Source organism: Photobacterium nomapromontoriensis (genome assembly GCF_050336815.1).
GTDB classification, from domain to species: domain Bacteria; phylum Pseudomonadota; class Gammaproteobacteria; order Enterobacterales; family Vibrionaceae; genus Photobacterium; species Photobacterium nomapromontoriensis.
The window spans coordinates 1-17,090 of the sequence record NZ_JAKJSL010000005.1 but is presented as its reverse complement, the minus strand read 5'-3'; the positions used below and the strand labels follow the sequence as shown (position 1 = coordinate 17,090).

17 protein-coding genes and 2 pseudogenes are annotated in these 17,090 nt (G+C 42.4%); 2 read left to right on the top strand and 17 right to left on the bottom strand.

The features are described from left to right. Positions 1–22 precede the first annotated feature (22 nt). From ltrA to L4D12_RS00420, 10 genes and pseudogenes are all read right to left on the bottom strand, one after another. Positions 23–1,396: a group II intron reverse transcriptase/maturase gene (gene ltrA / locus L4D12_RS00465; protein ID WP_428445858.1), complete on the bottom strand. Its 1,374-nt coding sequence runs from the start codon at positions 1,394–1,396 to the stop codon at positions 23–25. Positions 1,397–1,927: 531 nt separating this feature from the next. After that, positions 1,928–3,427 carry an IS66 family transposase gene (gene tnpC, locus L4D12_RS00460; RefSeq protein WP_428445857.1) on the bottom strand — a complete coding sequence of 500 codons (1,500 nt, stop codon included), beginning with the start codon at positions 3,425–3,427 and terminating at the stop codon, positions 1,928–1,930. 86 nt (positions 3,428–3,513) lie between these two features. Beyond that, complete coding sequence (gene tnpB / locus L4D12_RS00455) at positions 3,514–3,858, bottom strand: IS66 family insertion sequence element accessory protein TnpB (protein WP_428445856.1); 345 nt, start codon at positions 3,856–3,858, stop codon at positions 3,514–3,516. Then, entirely contained in the window at positions 3,855–4,145 is a 291-nt protein-coding gene (gene tnpA / locus L4D12_RS00450) for an IS66 family insertion sequence element accessory protein TnpA (RefSeq protein ID WP_428445855.1), read from the bottom strand. Before tnpA ends, tnpB begins: the two co-directional genes overlap by 4 nt. A 148-nt stretch (positions 4,146–4,293) precedes the next feature. Then, the gene (locus L4D12_RS00445; protein WP_428445854.1) at positions 4,294–5,028 is read right to left on the bottom strand and encodes a hypothetical protein; all 735 of its coding nucleotides are present in this window, start codon (positions 5,026–5,028) and stop codon (positions 4,294–4,296) included. Between the two features lie 144 nt (positions 5,029–5,172). After that, positions 5,173–5,571, bottom strand: coding sequence for a hypothetical protein (locus tag L4D12_RS00440; protein WP_428445853.1), 399 nt, complete (start codon positions 5,569–5,571; stop codon positions 5,173–5,175). A 296-nt stretch (positions 5,572–5,867) separates the two neighbouring features. Then, a complete protein-coding gene (locus L4D12_RS00435) occupies positions 5,868–6,260 on the bottom strand; it encodes a hypothetical protein (RefSeq protein WP_428445852.1) in 393 nt (130 codons plus the stop codon). Continuing rightward, on the bottom strand, positions 6,257–7,336 hold the full coding sequence (locus L4D12_RS00430) for a DNA/RNA non-specific endonuclease (RefSeq protein ID WP_428445851.1): 1,080 nt from the start codon (positions 7,334–7,336) through the stop codon (positions 6,257–6,259). The genes L4D12_RS00435 and L4D12_RS00430 overlap by 4 nt, the downstream gene beginning before the upstream one ends. 78 nt (positions 7,337–7,414) lie before the next feature. Continuing rightward, a pseudogene (locus tag L4D12_RS00425) lies at positions 7,415–7,627 on the bottom strand (RHS repeat-associated core domain-containing protein); the annotation flags it as partial. 24 nt (positions 7,628–7,651) lie between these two features. Continuing rightward, the gene (locus tag L4D12_RS00420) at positions 7,652–8,938 is read right to left on the bottom strand and encodes an RHS repeat domain-containing protein (RefSeq protein WP_489685948.1); all 1,287 of its coding nucleotides are present in this window, start codon (positions 8,936–8,938) and stop codon (positions 7,652–7,654) included. Between the two features lie 158 nt (positions 8,939–9,096). On the opposite strand from L4D12_RS00420, the gene nfi reads away from it, so the two are divergent. Further along, on the top strand, positions 9,097–9,771 hold the full coding sequence (gene nfi / locus L4D12_RS00415) for a deoxyribonuclease V (protein WP_428445849.1): 675 nt from the start codon (positions 9,097–9,099) through the stop codon (positions 9,769–9,771). Here the strand turns inward: nfi and L4D12_RS00410 are convergent. The 4 genes from L4D12_RS00410 to L4D12_RS00395 form a co-directional block, all read right to left on the bottom strand. Continuing rightward, positions 9,764–10,633 carry a hypothetical protein gene (locus L4D12_RS00410; RefSeq protein WP_428445848.1) on the bottom strand — a complete coding sequence of 290 codons (870 nt, stop codon included), beginning with the start codon at positions 10,631–10,633 and terminating at the stop codon, positions 9,764–9,766. The two genes, nfi and L4D12_RS00410, sit on opposite strands and share 8 nt — an antisense overlap. Beyond that, positions 10,633–12,240: an RHS repeat-associated core domain-containing protein gene (locus L4D12_RS00405; RefSeq protein ID WP_428445847.1), complete on the bottom strand. Its 1,608-nt coding sequence runs from the start codon at positions 12,238–12,240 to the stop codon at positions 10,633–10,635. The genes L4D12_RS00410 and L4D12_RS00405 overlap by 1 nt, the downstream gene beginning before the upstream one ends. A gap of 344 nt (positions 12,241–12,584) precedes the next feature. Then, positions 12,585–12,953 (bottom strand): SMI1/KNR4 family protein, encoded by a 369-nt coding sequence (locus L4D12_RS00400; protein ID WP_428445846.1) that lies wholly within the window; start codon positions 12,951–12,953, stop codon positions 12,585–12,587. 334 nt (positions 12,954–13,287) lie between these two features. Beyond that, positions 13,288–14,235, bottom strand: coding sequence for a transposase (locus L4D12_RS00395; protein WP_428445845.1), 948 nt, complete (start codon positions 14,233–14,235; stop codon positions 13,288–13,290). Positions 14,236–14,344: 109 nt separating this feature from the next. Between L4D12_RS00395 and L4D12_RS00390 the strand changes: the two genes are divergently transcribed. Next, positions 14,345–15,328: an IS30 family transposase gene (locus tag L4D12_RS00390; RefSeq protein ID WP_428445844.1), complete on the top strand. Its 984-nt coding sequence runs from the start codon at positions 14,345–14,347 to the stop codon at positions 15,326–15,328. 49 nt (positions 15,329–15,377) lie between these two features. Here the strand turns inward: L4D12_RS00390 and imm48 are convergent, their stop codons facing one another. The 3 genes and pseudogenes from imm48 to L4D12_RS00375 form a co-directional block, all read right to left on the bottom strand. Continuing rightward, a complete protein-coding gene (gene imm48 / locus L4D12_RS00385; RefSeq protein ID WP_428445843.1) occupies positions 15,378–15,776 on the bottom strand; it encodes an Imm48 family immunity protein in 399 nt (132 codons plus the stop codon). A gap of 18 nt (positions 15,777–15,794) precedes the next feature. Beyond that, positions 15,795–16,292: a hypothetical protein gene (locus L4D12_RS00380; protein ID WP_428445842.1), complete on the bottom strand. Its 498-nt coding sequence runs from the start codon at positions 16,290–16,292 to the stop codon at positions 15,795–15,797. A 3-nt stretch (positions 16,293–16,295) separates the two neighbouring features. Further along, a pseudogene (locus tag L4D12_RS00375) lies at positions 16,296–17,090 on the bottom strand (hypothetical protein); the annotation flags it as partial.

Below are 17,090 nucleotides of genomic sequence, written 5' to 3'. Positions count from 1 at the left end.
CGGTAGGAATAGCGGTTACCCGCTACCCCCCGCACAGATCCGTACGTGCGCTACTAACGCATACGGCTCCTACCTTGGGTCGAACGTCAAAACGCTTCTCTGGGTAAGGATGTGTAATTTGAACTTTTGGGATCCAATAATCAACCAAGCGTCGAAACTTTTGCCATGTCATTGCGTGTCTTTGGCTTCGTCTCCGAAGTTGTTTTAGCCACGCATTCGTGACTTCTTTAACGAACGTATTAAGTGATTTTGAGTTCATTGGTACACCGTAGTAGTTTAAGTGACCTTGGATGATTCTCCTCAGCCATCTGCCAACGTTGTATGGCTTATCATGAAGCCTCTTTCGCAACTCTGCTCTGACCCATTTCAATTTACTTAATAGTCTTTTCTTAATGGTTTTCCGCTTCAAAATTATGCTGTTCCGGTTTCTAGTAAGATCCCAATAATGGGTAAAACCTAGAAAATCAAACGTCTTAGGTCTGCGGGACTTACCTCGTTGGTAGTCTTTAAAAGCAAAACGTCCAAACCGTATTAACTTTGTCTTTTCTGGATGGATAGTTAGGCCAAACTTCTCTAGTCTACATATCATACCCGTCAAACAAGCTTCTGCATCACTCCTATGTTGGAAACCTAATACCGCATCATCAGCAAAACGAACAACAGTGACATCACCAGCAGCCACTCTGTTTCTTTGTTGATTTACCCACAGGTCAAATGAATAGTGCAGATAAATATTTGCAAGTAGCGGTGAGATCACTGCTCCTTGAGGTGTACCTAATTGCGACCTGATTCGTTGCCCGTCTTCATTCAAGAAGCCTACTTTCAACCACTTAATGATTAGTTTCAACATTTGCTTATCGGCTATTTTGTGCTCTAGAAACTTTATTAGCCATTGGTGTTCCACTGTATCGAAGAACTTGGTTATATCGAGATCCAGAACCCAGTTAACCTTTTTGCGATTTAGGGCTACATACAATGCATCAAGCGCTTGGTGTTGGTTCCGTTCAGGGCGAAAACCGTATGAGAATCCCATAAAATTGGGCTCGTATATCGATTCTAGGATTTTACAAACCGCTTGCTGGACTATCTTGTCTTTCAAACAAATGATACTCAGAGGTCTCTGATTTCCATCTGCTTTCGGGATATAGACCCGTCTAGCTGGTTGAGGTTTGTAGCGACCAGATTGAACTTCCTCATGAAGCTGCTTGATGAGTTGCTTTTGGAAGAGTTGAAACTTCTCCCAAGTCACACCATCTATACCTGAGGCTGATGTTCGTTTGAGGGCGTAAAAGCTCTCAGTGAGCAGATCAACCGTAAGCAGGTGATGAAGATTATTAAACTTATCATCCTTATTTCGAGTCGCGTGTTTGCGTATGAGCATCAACTTTGACGTCATGGTGCTCCAGCTCAGTGTCTGGCCATGGTTAGACTGATGTTCATTCCCCTTGGTCAAGGCCCTTCCCTCCATAGGTTCCGCTGCTATGTTACTAGTTTTGTTCGCCTGCTTCTTTGGTACTATGACCTTGTCCGACTTCCTACACCACAGTTGCCTTGTTTATTTAGTTCAGCAACTGTGCCCAAATAACTCCTGGGAAATGCATAGGATCTCCTAGGTTCCAGCGAATAAATTTCCCTGCATGCGTAAGGTCTACGACCCCGAGGAGTAGCGCTAATGCTAACCCATAACACACTAGCACTTGTTGGGTTCTGCTTCGCTTAACAACATCCCCACTCCCAAAACTGATTTCGTGGCTCAATACTTAGCCTACAGGTGCCTCTACTAACACTTCACTAATGCAGTTACCCACATGTAGCGCATAGCTCGAGGGCTTAGCGGGTGGCTACCCTTACTAAGATGGGACTTTCACCCACTATTTATTTGCTAGCTTTGCCTAGCGTACTAAGCGCGCAGTTAAGCAGTGAGGCCTTATTCGGCCTCACCTAACTCAACATTCCATGGTAGTAAATCGGTGAGATCAGCTCCCGCTACCCTCATTGGCAGCTCTCGGAACAGATGCAAGAAGTAATAATAAGGGTTGATATCATTGGCTCGGCATGTCATTACGATACTGTATAAGTTTGCACTAGCCTCTGCGCCAGCGACTGATTTTGAGAACAACCAGTTTTTCCGACCCGTTGTGAAAGGCCTAATATCTCGTTCGGTCACATTGTTATCAATGCTGATTTTTCCGTCTTCGAGGTAGGTGGTTAATTTGTCCCATTGATTCAACGTGTAGTTGATGGCTTTACCTATCAAGCTTTTTGGCAGCACTTTTTCTTGACTCTCTTTCAACCAAGAATGGAACTCATCCAGTATCGGGATGGCTTTTTCTAATCGATATTGATGACGCTCCTCCGCACTCAACGTTTTGCAGTGACTTTCTACTGCATAAAGTTTGCTGATGTAACTAAGTGCCTTTTCAGAACGCCCTGATTTTCCTGCTGGTTGGGCTTTTTGCGCATCGGTGAACTTGCGTCTTGCATGCGCCATGCAGCCAGCAAGGGTAACAAGTTCTAGCCCCTCATAACCGATATATCCATCGCACAGTAAGTAACCTGCGTAATCACCCAGAAAGGCTTTCGGACACGATTGGGCGCGGCTTGGTTGATATTCATAGATGACAACTGGCTGAGAGGTGAACTCACCACTGCGATACACCCACATGTACGACTTGCTTGTCGCGGCCCGGTCGGGTTCACTCAATACCTGTACCGTAGTCTCGTCAGCACAGATAAGTGATCCATGGATAAGGTGTTGTTTCATTGCGTCAACGAGCACCTTAACTTTCGCCCCGAGTTGTACACACCAGTTTGCTAATGTACCGCGACTAATATCGATATCGGCACGTTTGAGGATATCGACCTGGCGATAAAGTGGCAGCGCATCGACATATTTAGCGGTGGCAACAGCAGCAAGGGTCTCTGGGCTAGCGATACTCTTTGGGATCATACTGGCCGGTTTAGGCGCAGTAATGATCTGGCTTTTGAGTGCTGTTTTTTCACAGGTTCGGCAGGCATATTTCGTTCGTTGATGGCGGATCACGCTGACTTTCTGAGGGATGATTTTCAGCTCTTCCGAGGTTTCACTGCCACACTCATGCATGGCATCTCCGCAACAGTCACAGTGCGGTGCATTCAGGGTATGGATGCGCGTTTCACGCTCTAGCCCTTCCGGCAGCGGCTTTCTGCCTTTCTTGTGATGTTTTGGCTCGGGCTTATTTTGCTGCTCAGCCTCATTGAAGGTGCCTTTGGGGTGTTTCTCACTTTGTGCCGCGAAGCGTTTAGATTTACTCAGATTGAGTTGTTCCGTGAGCAATTGAACGGCACTTTTAAGTTCAATAACCTCTTCAGACAGCGTTTGTTTTTCTTGCTGAAGTTGTAGCAACATCGCTTTAAGTTGCTCTACATCATCAGGAAGTTCATTCATTGTTACAGCTCTTAATCCATCATTTTTACCTAGTTTGACAGCGAAAAAGGATCGTTCAAGCGCAATATGCGGATCAGTATTCTAGCTCACACTTCTCGCCCGTATAGCGGTTGATGGGCTTGCGGGTTTTCAAGCGTTAGCCCAGATAATAGCCAGTTTAGCTGCTGGGTAGAGATGTGGATATGGCCTGCTGCCGTGGGCTTTGGCCACTTAAAGTGGCCTTTTTCTAGTCGGCGATAATAGAGCCAAAAACCATTGGTATCCCAGAATAGGATTTTAATTTTATCTCGTCCTCGATTGCAGAAAATGAACCATGCGTTACTGAGCGGATCCATTTCTAGCACGTCTGCCACAATGAGAGACAGGCCATCAATCGATTTACGCATGTCGGTTATTCCCGACACGAGATAAATACTGCCACTGGGGATCATTGCAGGGCCTCAAGCCAATGACGAATTTGCCCGTGCGACAAATTGCAAGGAAGACAGACCCGTAATCCGCTAGGAAGAAACACGTCAATGCATGAAGCCTCGACTTTTTCATCGAGCAGAATGGGTAATACACATTGAATTTCGTCATTAGTGCGTAACTTTTTCAGCCAATAGTAAAACGTCGCTAATTTGATATTACGCTGCTGACAAAAGTCGGCCTTGGTGAGGTCGCTTTGGGCTTGCTCATCGATAATAGATTGCCAGTGTTGTTGTTTGGTCGATGTCATGGTGATTCTCCTTAAATAACGAAGAAACAGGATCATCTATGTGGCTGAATTTGGGAATGTGGGGTTAATTAGGCGCTTACGTAAAGGTGGTTGGGCGGCCAGCCCAATCGTATTCAATGTGCTGATGACGGACGTGATCTGGCTGGCTTTAGGGGTATTGGGTTATTTCTACGATCTGCCAGGTACGCTCACGGCGATACTGAGTGACCCAACCATCATGGCTGATGATACCGCTGATTTCACCCAGTAAATCGTAGCTGTAACGGGTAATAGCCTCACCGTCTTGTACCGCAGCTAACAGCCCTTGGGCATTCCACCAATAACGCAGATGTTGACCATTCGACTGAGTGATATGGGTGATCCGGCCATGGCGATCATACTGATACTGCTTTTCTAGCCCACCAGGGCTATGCTGGCTCAGCAAGCGGCCAAAACTGTTGTAGTCGTTACGCCACTCTCGATTTTCGCTATCGACTATTAGGATCATCTGCCCTAAACGGTTATAGCAAAAACGCGTTATCGCACCGTCCGGAGCCTGCTCTTCATGCAATTGGCCGTAGCGGTTATAGCGGTAATGGGTCGCGGTACCATCAGGGGCAATGTCGGCGGTTTTTCGTGAACGGGCATCACAACGGTATTGCCAGCGGTACCCGAGGGGGGAGACCTTGCACAATAAGCGCCCTTGCGCGTTATGTTCAAATTGCCACTGATTGCCCAAGCTGTCGATACTGACTGCGCTGTGGTTATCAATGTCATAAGTCAAACCGGTAATGGTAGTTACCCTCGTCGCCCCACTGGGCGCGGCGGGACCGTGGCCCTGCCATTCAAAATAGTGGCTAACCCCTACAAAAAGGAGTGTGTCTTTGTAAAATAGATACATCATGACACGAGCAGTAAACGCTCACTATATGTCAGCGAACCGTACCTAATCAGCACTTGCAATCATCTGGCGTCATATATGTCTTTGTTATTGCCTTGTTTAACTCTGTTCGCTTTATATTCTTGATGCTTGATTGTCTCCTTTAGCTCAGTCGCAACTATAAGGGAATACACCTAAGAAAATAGGGTCAGAAGAAACGGTTCGAGCTACTCTTTCTTCCTCATAAGCAAAATCATATTGCAACGTAACCCATTTGCAATTCTTAATACCTTTTATCAGTGCCACTTCTATAGCTTTATCAATAAATGAATCCGAATAAGACATTTCGGAAAGTAGCACCCTCAAATTTGTCAATTTATAATCAATACAATTGCCTTCTTGATTAGACAACTCGTAATACCCAACACCACATAGGTCCTGCAAAACATCTAATTCTTCAGGGTCATTTGAAGCATCATTTAAACCAACCCAGATCGAAACAACACCATCTCTTTCAAATCCTTGATCATAATAATAATCATCATCAGAATAATCTCTTAACGCCATACTCAACTCCTTTCACTTGTGAAAACCTGATGGTAATGCATCATAACCACCATTTATCCATTTTTCTGCCCAAATTTTCATATTTTGCTTAAAATCTACTAAACAAGACATCCATATCTAAAATCCTTAGGTGGTTGATTACTCAATGATGGATCTATACCAACTTTAGGCCACTGCAAACCTAGTGATGAATTGACTATATAATCAATAACATTGGAATAATTAATAATTTAAAAGCCTCAATGAACTAAAATTTCATTGAGGCTATATTATGATGAATATATTCCTATAAAAAATCAATCAAAGACAGGTCGAAGCTTCTCTCGCATTTCAAACATATTACTTGGCGTGATTTTCCAGCGTTTAGAGTCATCAAACTCAAAGTCTATTTTAAACCGATTTGTTTCACTTTCCATTTGAAAGAGAAGTTGAATAAAATTATGACCACATTCGTTATAAACTAATTCGCGCAAGGTCAATAACGTGTCACCTAACAATACAGGATAATCTTTAATCTTTGCTGTAGCAGGTGTAACTTCATCCCCATCATACAAAAAACCAGAATTAGAAACATGCCCTTCACCGAACTCAAAAACAAAGGAAAACTCTGTCCATTGATTTTCTTTTACTCGTTGACATTCTAAAAATAGCGTAGCAATTTCAATCAATTTTTCGCTTGGTATATTCATGATCCAACCTTATAATTTTTCATGTCTTTTTTACTAACCCGCTCAAAGACTTCACCAGCTTGGTTCATAAATCGGTGTTCTTTTTCATAAACCACTTTCCCCGTTTTAGGATCTATCACTTGATATTCACTAATTATATTATCAGGTCGATCAGCACTTGGCGGGTCTAATTCGACTTTAAGCTTCACCTCAAAGCCTTCTGCGGTCCAATCCGCCCACTCATTCTCCATTTTCTTATAACCACTTCGGTTTAAGTTGGCATTTTGAGGGAAAAGATTCTTTTCACCTTGATCACTCATAAATCGATGCCCAATAAGGTGTCCACCATCATCACTATCAAGCCTTGCGCCGCCACCAACCTCTGATTGAAACTTTTTCTCAGCACTTGACCGTGTTTCATGATACGTAGTATCTAGCTTGGCTTCTACAGATAATGGCCTACCTTGTGCGTCAAGCTTCCATATTGCTTCATTCGTCCCAAATTTTTCAGTAATCTTAACTACATCAACGTCTACCGCTCTACGTATATGATCCCCTGCACCATTCATGCTTACCGTGCCATGGGGAACCTTTAAGGTCGCTAGCTTTAATCCTGCTTTTACACCTGTCGTTAAATCAATTACATGCGAGCCGGTATTCGCGCCAAGTTCAAACATGTCACCAGTGATGGCATGATCTATGGTTTCAGAAGCCCACTCTTTTCCTCCTTCCCACATTGCAAGCCCTGTTTCACCTAAACGGCTTTTCGCTGCAAAATCCCCCTTAAACGTCGCATCTACAAAATCAGAAGTTAAGCCCTTAGCACCATTGAATGCGTTACTTATATTGCCATAGGGATCTAGTAAAAATTCTGATAACCCTAGTGTGGACTCATAACCCGCTCCTATCCCAAAGGCCCCTACAGGATTGACTCGACTTAGCTTATTGGCGACATTGGCAATACCCGCTCGATGATCCACAAGAAATTTATTTGCTGACTCAAAGATATTCTTGCCGTCATTACAACTCAATTCTAGCGGATCAACCCATTGCAAAGAGTTAGGTACGAATCGGTTCGGGTCGAGTTCACCAAGCAAGTCCCCCTCCTTACAACTCAACCCGAGCGGGTCGACCCATTGCACGGGATTGGGGGCGTATTGGTACGGGTTGATGCCACCGAGCAGGCCAATCGGGTCTTGGTGGATGAAGCGCCCAACGGTGGGATCGTAATAACGGAAGCGGTTATAGTGCAGGCCCGATTCCACATCATAATACTGGCCCTGAAAACGCAACGGGTTGGTGATGCGTTCAATGCTGAGATTAGCGACGCCTTCTGTGCTGTAATCTGCCTGCCACGCGATATCACCGTGTTGATCGGTTAGCGTCAGCGGAGTACCGAGGTGATCAAGCTGCTAGTAATAAATCTCACCCTGTGCAATCAGGGCGACGGGGCTGAAACTGCCCGGCTCGTAGAGATACCAGCGATATTCGCCGTTACAGTGTTCGCCAATTAACTGATCCCCGTCCCACAGGTAATCTATCCGCTGACTTTCACTGATTTTGGCACTTCTGCGGCCAAGGGCATCATAGTGGTACTGGGTATATTTACCGGTTTTTCTGAAACTGGTGAGCTGGTTTAAGCCATTGAAGCGACGCTGCTCGTTACCTTGCGGGCTGTGGGTTTTGACCTGATTGCCAAAGCGGTCGTAACGGTAGTGGGTGTCGTGCCACTGCAATAGCTGATCGTTACTGACGCAGACGGTGTCATCAATCGAGTTATCACTGCAATTGTCTGTGCCGTTATCCGCCGCACTGGTAAGGGTGTCTGCTGTTGCGCGTTGTGGATTACCAAAGCTGTCAAAGGTAAACAGAATTTCTGGCTGATGGGGTAGCTGGCTACTGGTGAGCTGATCTAACACATCAAACTGATACTGGCTCGCACCCTGCTCGCTGTCTTCAATGCCCACCAGCTGATCGGCCAGGCTATAACGGTAGTGTCGTTGATGCTCTGATTGTTGAGGATGCGACCACAGCTGTTGCTGCAAGCGCCCCTGAACATCGAAGCTCTGCTGGCAGATGATGCCATTCCCTTGCTGGCGCTGAGTTTCTCGGCCATTGCTATCAAACTCGCGGGTACAGACCGATTGCTGATCCCATTCAATGGCGACCAACAAACCTTGGTTGTTATAGTGATACTGGATCTGATGGTTATCGGGCAACTGAGTGCGAATGCGTCGACCGGCGTTGTCATGGTGATGCTGCAGCCGCCAGTTATCTTGCCAAACCTCGCTTTGCTGGCCATTGGCGTGGTAATGAAAGCTCAGCTTGCGCTGGGCGTTGTTGGCATGGCGTAACCGTCCCAGTTTGTCGTACTGGAAGTGGTTAGAATGAGTCGTACCAGCCACGCTGCTGCGCTGTTCGAGTACTCGTCCACATTCATCACGCCGTAGTTTGATAAAACGCTCGCCCTGCTCAGCAAGGCTGATCAACTGCCCCTGACCGTCGTACTGGTATTGCTGGGTACGACCATCAAAGCCAATGGTCTGGCTGACACGTTCTTCGCTGTCATAGGCTAACTGGTAGCGTCCACCGTCACTGCGTTCAATGCCAGTCAGGTTACGCTCACTGTCATATTCAAACGCAAGCCAGCTACCGTCTGGCCGGATATGCTTGGCTAGCTGTGCTAACCCTTCATAAATAAAGCTTTTACAACGGCCAATAGCATCGGTAAAGGTGGTCGGACGGCCTAATTGACCGCTTTATCGTGGATGTCCTATTAAAGTACATATCTTAGTAATTGACTTAAAATATAAGTGCTGTATTTTTGTTTCAGATAAAATCACTAAGTAGACATCTTATGACGCCTGTTATTTTTCATCCTTGGAATTTAACCGAGGATGCAGCACTCCAACTTCAAGTTGATCTAGCCTCTAAAGTAGAAAAACAAGATCGATTTGATTTTATCCGCTATATCGCTGGAGCTGATGTTGCTTATTCTAAAGAGAGTGATAAATTAGTAGCTGCTATCGTCATATTAGATGCACAGACATTAGAAGTTATTGAAACTGCTACCGCAACAACTCAAGTAGAATTCCCTTATATTCCAGGGCTTTTTTCATTCAGGGAACTACCACCATTGCTAAAGGCATTATCTAAATTAAAACACAAGCCCGATCTTATAGTATGTGATGGGCAAGGCTACGCTCACCCCCGTCGTTTTGGTTTAGCTTGTCACTTGGGTGTGATTTTAGATTTACCCACTATTGGCTGCGGAAAGAAACGTTTGATCGGAAAGTATCAAGAACCTGATGAACAAAGAGGTTCGGCATCTCCGCTTATTGATGAAAATGAAATCATTGGAAATGTACTAAGAACGCAAACAAACATTAACCCAGTTTATATATCTATTGGTAATCGAGTCTCTCTAGAAACAGCTTGCAAATGGATACTAAAGCTATCTCAAAAATATCGATTACCAGAAACGACTAGACAAGCAGATCAGTTAGTTAATTTTCTACTTAAAACTAAATAACTATTTCTTTACTATTAAATCTAACATAGCAATCAGGCTTTTTTTGTTTTAATGTTTTAACATAATCATTTGTTAACAAATCTGACTCAATGTACAATTCTGTGAGTGTTGATATGTTTGATAATTTATCAACACTGGTTTCTGTTAGCCCTGTGTTATATATTTGAAGCTGTTCAACCCCTTCAAGCCCATTATTCATTATTAAATAACTAAACACTTCATCAGTGACGGTTAAACCTGAAACATTCAACTTACATCCAGCAACTATATTAGTGAGATACATTTCATTGTGAAAATAATCGTTCAATAAAATTGATTTTATACTATCAAGCTCAACAAAATAATCTCCTCTTATTGTTAACAACGATATTTTTTTATTAGGTTCAAAATGAAGCGCGACTTGAAATTTATCCTTTGCAAAAATGCTGAAATCTTTTATATCTCCATTTTCATACCAACTATAATCTTGAGTTACACTTTCATCTGGCTCTACATGCTCAAGATTTATTAATCTTTCATTTGAATATTTTGCTTCAGATACAATTTCTCCATTCTCATACTGATTAATTATCGAATATTCCCCATCAAACAATGAGTATGATATACCATTATAAAGTTGACCTTTAAAAGTATAAGGTTCGTCATCTCCATTTAAAAATTTTGCATCAATCTCCTGTTTGCTGAAATCATATACTGTAAATGGTAGCTTACAATCACCTACTCGCTTACCATTTAAATATAGATCTTTATTAACAATAATACCGTCAACGATATCAACAGCTATACCATTAAAACACTTACCACAATGATATATGTTTTTATTTTTATCAATTTCTAATGTTATCTTATCTACTATCATCATTAACGTCCCGTCAATATATCAAAATCTTGTAAAATACCACTACAGTGATTACATGCTGTAAATCTATCCCCTTGACCTGTGCTATTCTGAAGCTTATATGTTGATACCTGAATTTGACTAACATTAAAACCTGGTGTGGCTTTTACTTGATTGAGAATATTATTAGCAGACTGTACCTCAGCATGAAGCCCAGGAATACCTTTTAACCCTTTATCATCTAATAGACTAAATTCAGCTCCCTCATATACATGGGCCTTAATTTTATCTCTCATAACAGGATTCAAATTATTACCTGTTTTTGCATAAAGTCTTGTAATCTCATCCAAATAGGCATTTTGATCAACAACCCTAATATGTCCATTTTTTTCACCAAATCTTTCAGTACCTGGAAATGTTCTTCCTTTTTTCATAGAAAAAGGAATATTTTGAAAAAAATCACTGTCAATATTCAGCTCAGGGATACCTGATTTAGAAATAGCGACTCCTTTAATATCACCTACAGCGATGAGGTTTTTTGCTTCTAGTTCTACTATTGAGTTTAAATTATTACCGAACGTAGTTCTATGTGAAACTAGATCTTTTATTCCATCGTCTAATTCTCGCATAACTTTCGAAGAACTAGCCAATTCTACTACATCTGGTACTACATTTTTTGCGACACCACTAGCAAGCTTACCGGTAAGCGTGCTTAAGCCACCTGTGATCATTTCAAATACAGCATTCTGCTCATCAAGCGGGGTTAGCTGATTACCGGTAAATGGATTCATCTTAAGTCCATCTTCGCGTAAGCCACTGCCATAATAACCAATTTGATTACCAATTCCATTTAATACCCCACCAAGCAGAGGTACATTCTCAACATACCAATTTGCAGAATTGAGTAACCATCCCCTATCTACAGGTTCTGAGGTAACGATATTTTGTATAGGACCTAAAACTCTCCCACTTGGCAAAGTAATTCCTTCACTATCCCCCTCCTTACAACTCAGCCCGAGCGGGTCGACCCATTGCACGGGGTTGGGGGCGTATTGGTACGGGTTGATGCCGCCAAGCAGGCCGATGGGGTCTTGGTGGATGAAGCGCCCGACATGGGGGTCGTAATAACGGAAGCGGTTGTAGTGCAGGCCCGATTCCACATCATAATACTGGCCCTGAAAACGCAACGGGTTGGTGATGCGTTCAATGCTGAGATTAGCGACGCCTTCGGTGGTGTAATCTGCCTGCCACGCGATATCACCGTGTTGATCGGTTAGGGTCAGCGGAGTGCCGAGGTGATCAAGCTGGTAGTAATAAATCTCACCCTGTGCAATCAGGGCGACGGGGCTGAAACTGCCCGGCTCGTAGAGATACCAGCGATATTCGCCGTTACAGTGTTCGCCAATTAACTGATCCCCGTCCCACAGGTAATCTATCCGCTGACTTTCACTGATTTTGGCACTTCTGCGGCCAAGGGCATCATAGTGGTACTGGGTATATTTACCGGTTTTTCTGAAACTGGTGAGCTGGTTTAAGCCATTGAAGCGACGCTGCTCGTTACCTTGCGGGCTGTGGGTTTTGACCTGATTGCCAAAGCGGTCGTAACGGTAGTGGGTATCATRCCACTGCAATAGCTGATCGTTACTGACGCAGACGGTGTCATCAATCGGGTTATCACTGCAATTATCTGTGCCGTTATCCGCCGCACTGGTAAGGRTGTCTGCTGTTGCGCGTTGYGGATTACCAAAGCTGTCAAAGGTAAACAGAATTTCTGGCTGATGGGGTAGCTGGCTACTGRTGAGCTGATCTAACGCATCAAACTGATACTGACTCAAGATTGTTTAGGTAGGCGAACCAGTCTAAAGGCTTGTTTCTTTGGCGAGAAAAGCGTAGCATTTTCGGCTGTTGGCTTCCTCTTCTACGCCTTCCAATGAGTTTCGCAGTTATTATCTGAACTTATTAATCCGCATTAAAATCAATTTACTAACTTATTAATAAAATTAATTAAATCGTCATCACCAATTTGTATACAACCAAAGTCAAAATCAAAATAAAAAATATCTCCTCTATTTTCACACCCAAAGCCAATACAAATAATAGCCTCTCCTAATAACCCTAAAAATGGAAATAAATTATCTTCCGACAAATATTCACCAAACGAACTCAAAATATTTTCAAAATCATCTTCAAAAAAAATATCTTCAATAATTAAAAAATCATCAGGTATATTTTCATTTAACTTGGAATAAATTGATACGTCAATTTTTTTAGTCAATATTTCAGTACATAATGGCTCACACCATACATCTGAAATTAAACTTTTAATATCCTGCATTTTTTCCATTTATCTTGCGCCTAAAATTAATTCATCAGGTAATTCATATTCTAATAAATTGTTAGGATTATTCAGATTATGCTGTACTAAACAAGACATCCATTTCTAAATCCAAAAATTTAATTAAACCATCTTCTAAAGCTCCTTCTATTCAGCAAATACATTCTGATTTAACTAAATTCAAACTTCACACTGTTCCCTTTAACCCTATTTTCAGACAATGGCCTGAGATGTATAGAATTTCAGTAACTTTCGCGCATAACAAAACCTAGCCTATTAGCTAGTCGATGGTAATTTTACTAAAGAATTCATTAGGCGGCGTTTAACAGCCGCCGACAGGCGCTTAATCCTTGGGTTCGTTGCTGCCCAATATGATGGTGGTACTCTGTTCTTTACCTATTGCACCAGAAAAGTTTCTCTCTAAATAGCGGGTTAACTCCAGCCAGTTTTCTTCGCTCAACCCAAGGCGAGAAACAATATTGAGTACATTTTCTGAAATATACCCTTTCTTTCCATCACGAATCGCGCGCCCTGTTTCATCAACAAGTAATAGATAGTCGGTAACAACAAAAGGCAAGCCCTTGGGCATATTAGCTCGTGGGTTTCCCACAAAAGGAAGTAATGCTTTCGGTTGGCGGCTCGATTTCGCGGCATCGGCGCGTTTTTTAATGCTGGTATAGGCAGATGTTTCCGGACTTTTCGCCATGTCTGCGCGAACAGGGTTGAGGTCTACATAAGCCATACACGCAGCCAATGCAGCTTCATCCAGTAAGGCTTGGGATTTAAACCGTCCTTCCCAAAATCGTCCAGTGCAGCCATCTTCCTTATTCGCTTGGCGGGCAATCGGTTCATTGAGTAAGCGCATAAACCAGCTGATGTCATATAACCGCTCGCGCCAATCCTTAGCAATTCGTTCAACCGCCATTAACTGCGCCTCATCCATCTGGCTTCGTTGGTTTTCATCCAACCAAGTATTTGAAAGGTAATTCCCTTTACATACCCGATGCCAACGGGTAATGACCTCTTCTTGCGACCAACTGCTCGCTTGGTCGCTATCGATATGCAGAACAACATGGGTATGGTTACTCATTACCGCATAAGCACAGATATCAATCGCAAACACCTTCGCGAGAAACAGCAACCGCTGCTCAACCCAACCGCGGCGGTGTTCGTAACTCTTGCCTATTAACGGATCTTTACCACAAAGAAAAGATCGCCTCACACACCGTGATACACAATGGTAGTACGGTGTATCGGTTAAGCTAACTTGTGTTTTCCTTGCCCTTGGCATATTTGGCGGCTCCCTGCATCATTGATGTTAAAGAAAGCCTAGACCACCCCCTTGTTCAACATAGAAGTGCACCACTTAGACTACTATTTTGTTTATTTGGAGGAATATTATGGGTCTGAAATATTCACACTTGTCCTTACATGAGAGGCAGTTGATTTTTAATTGGTTTCATTATCAAAAAATGTCAATTCGAAAGATTGGAGGCTTATTGAGTAGATCTCATTCAACAATAAGCAGGGAGATCAGGAGGAACAAATCAGAGTGTTATGTACCGACATACTACCCTCACTCAGTACAACGTTCCTATGCAATGAGAATGCGCGGGAGGGTAAGCAGAGGGGGACTTAGTAATGAAGGGACGAAACAGTATGTAATTAGTAAGCTAAAAATAGGATGGACTCCTGAGCTAATTTCAGGCCGTCTAAAATTGACGACTGAAGAGAAATACATATGTCACGAATCGATATACCAATATATATACAAAGAGGCAAAAGAGCTTATTGATTATCTTCCTAGGAAGCATAATCGTCGTAGAAAAAAATACCCAATCAGAGCGCGAAAAACTAAAACTAGCTTTAAAACCAGTACCTTAGAGCGGCCAAGTGAAATCAATGACCGTTCTACTCCTGGCCACTGGGAAAGCGATTCGATAGAGTCGAAAGGACGAAAACTTGCCCTCAATGTTGTGGTTGAACGAGTATCTCGAATCTCACATATAACAAAATTAAGCTCTAAAAAAGCATTAGCCACAAAGAATGCATTGGTAAAAAAACTTACAACATATCCAAAAGAATTCGTCTGCTCGGTAACATATGACAATGGCCCTGAAAATGCAGGGCACTTAAAAGTTAACGAAGAATTAGACTGTAAATCATATTTTTGCCAAGCCTACCATAGCTGGGAAAAAGGAGCTGTAGAGCAAGTAAATGGTTTAATTAGACGATACTTACCCAAAGGAACAGACTTCGCTTCAATCTCTCCTAAGCGGATAGAGGAGATTGAAAACAGGCTAAACTCGAGGCCAAGAAAATGCTTAGGTTACAAGACTCCGTTTGAAATCTATAATGAAATACATGGTGCACTTCCAAGTTGAACGTGGCCGCCAAGCAAGAAACTTCAAAAGTGTGGGTGTCTTAGTTATTCTATTTTACCTCGTCAAATATCTCTTCTATATTTTCCTTTAATAGGTAACAATGCTTTTTTTTCCACTGATAGTGACCTTTTATGCCTCGATGAATAACGGCATGAATAATACTGTGAACAGATTTATCCGACGCAGATTTTATTAGTAGTGAAGAAAATTCACCAGATTGATCGGCACTATAATTAAATACACTCTGCAACATTGATATTACTAGTCCATGAACTTCTACTGGTGACAACCCTTTAATTTTCCCATCGGCATAAACCATACCAAAAGCAAAAGTTGCTAATAATTGTCGTTGTAACTCAGATGTTTCCTCTAACTTAATATCTATTACCGAAAATATAGAGTTAATCATATTGGCATTTTGCTCTCGATTACCTGATAAATCACTCATAACATTAACACTTCACATCTAAATTATAATAAGAACACCATCAGGGTATGCTCCGCTCCATCCACATGGAAAATATCCAGCTTCATAGACGCTCAAGATTTTCCCATAAAAATCGGGCAAATCATCTGATAGTTCCACTCTATATTGCTGATATATTAATGCATGAAGTAAATCCCATTTAACACAATCAACAAAAACACGATCTAAATTTTTACTTAACTGCCAAGATTCTACTCCTGTCAATAATTCTTCATTAATAAATGCTCTTCCTGCACTAGCATAGTCATTCCAATCACAGTACCGTTCTTTGACATTTTCGTTGAGATATTCTGTAAGTTCATTGCTTGCATCCAGAGTAGTATTTTCCCACTCGGGGTCACAGAAGTACTGTGATGCATCATCCCAATCTAAGGCCCACTTTACAGGGAAAGGTAACTCTACACCACTCCCGCAATTTCGGAAAAAATCAATTGTTCTAAATCTTTCTTTAACATTTTCAGTAATTGCTTTCGTCATATACTACTCTCGCCGTCTTTGTCCAATTCGTCCTGGAATCCTCGGAACAGGGCTATTCCCTTTCAAACCATATTCGACACGTTGTTTCATAGCTGATTTTGTTGCACGCCAAGCATTAGCTTCACTCATACCACTATCTATCAACGATTGATAAAGAGCACGTGTGTATTCTTTATTTGTCGGCTTTTCACCTGCAAATTCACCACCACGCCTGTATTGGTTCCAAAAAGTTTCTAAACTTTCATGAGCATTATAGTGAGGACTATCTATTTCCGAGAAAGCATTTCCTTCCAACTTCACTGCCACAGCATCGTTAGTTGGGATTACAGATTTGAAAGCTGCATCTTGATTCAAATGGTGAGATTGACCAGAGATCGTTGAATCATTTTTTAACGTCCCATGCATTTCAACTCTAATAGATATTGTATCACCCAATTCCAAGGCAGGATTGTTTGAAACAACACGAGAAGCAGATTCATCAACTATTTCATCAAATTCTCGCACAACTGTTGAAGAACTAGCAAGATCTACAGCTTCTTCTGTGCCTTCGATCACATCATCTATTTTTGTGCCATATTTCGCCGCCATTACACCTTGGCCAGCAGCGGGTATCATCGCACCTAATGACCACCCTGCATCAACCCATTTTCCTCTAATCGTATACACCAGTGCATTTATTCCATCTGGAATAATACCGACACCAGGAGCTAACCCAGCTGCATCTAAACTTCCATGAAATGCATCCCAACCAGATATACCAGCATCAGGAGGAAGAGTACGCCCTTCTAACGCTTTATA

Bases quoted from the DNA above. Each gene is read 5' to 3' on its own strand.
- ltrA (WP_428445858.1), bottom strand. From the start codon at position 1,396: ATGACGTCAAAGTTGATGCTCATACGCAAACACGCGACTCGAAATAAG.
- tnpC (WP_428445857.1), bottom strand. From the start codon at position 3,427: ATGAATGAACTTCCTGATGATGTAGAGCAACTTAAAGCGATGTTGCTA.
- tnpB (WP_428445856.1), bottom strand. From the start codon at position 3,858: ATGATCCCCAGTGGCAGTATTTATCTCGTGTCGGGAATAACCGACATG.
- tnpA (WP_428445855.1), bottom strand. From the start codon at position 4,145: ATGACATCGACCAAACAACAACACTGGCAATCTATTATCGATGAGCAA.
- L4D12_RS00445 (WP_428445854.1), bottom strand. From the start codon at position 5,028: ATGATGTATCTATTTTACAAAGACACACTCCTTTTTGTAGGGGTTAGC.
- L4D12_RS00440 (WP_428445853.1), bottom strand. From the start codon at position 5,571: ATGGCGTTAAGAGATTATTCTGATGATGATTATTATTATGATCAAGGA.
- L4D12_RS00435 (WP_428445852.1), bottom strand. From the start codon at position 6,260: ATGAATATACCAAGCGAAAAATTGATTGAAATTGCTACGCTATTTTTA.
- nfi (WP_428445849.1), top strand. From the start codon at position 9,097: ATGACGCCTGTTATTTTTCATCCTTGGAATTTAACCGAGGATGCAGCA.
- L4D12_RS00410 (WP_428445848.1), bottom strand. From the start codon at position 10,633: ATGATGATAGTAGATAAGATAACATTAGAAATTGATAAAAATAAAAAC.
- L4D12_RS00400 (WP_428445846.1), bottom strand. From the start codon at position 12,953: ATGGAAAAAATGCAGGATATTAAAAGTTTAATTTCAGATGTATGGTGT.
- L4D12_RS00395 (WP_428445845.1), bottom strand. From the start codon at position 14,235: ATGCCAAGGGCAAGGAAAACACAAGTTAGCTTAACCGATACACCGTAC.
- L4D12_RS00390 (WP_428445844.1), top strand. From the start codon at position 14,345: ATGGGTCTGAAATATTCACACTTGTCCTTACATGAGAGGCAGTTGATT.
- imm48 (WP_428445843.1), bottom strand. From the start codon at position 15,776: ATGAGTGATTTATCAGGTAATCGAGAGCAAAATGCCAATATGATTAAC.
- L4D12_RS00380 (WP_428445842.1), bottom strand. From the start codon at position 16,292: ATGACGAAAGCAATTACTGAAAATGTTAAAGAAAGATTTAGAACAATT.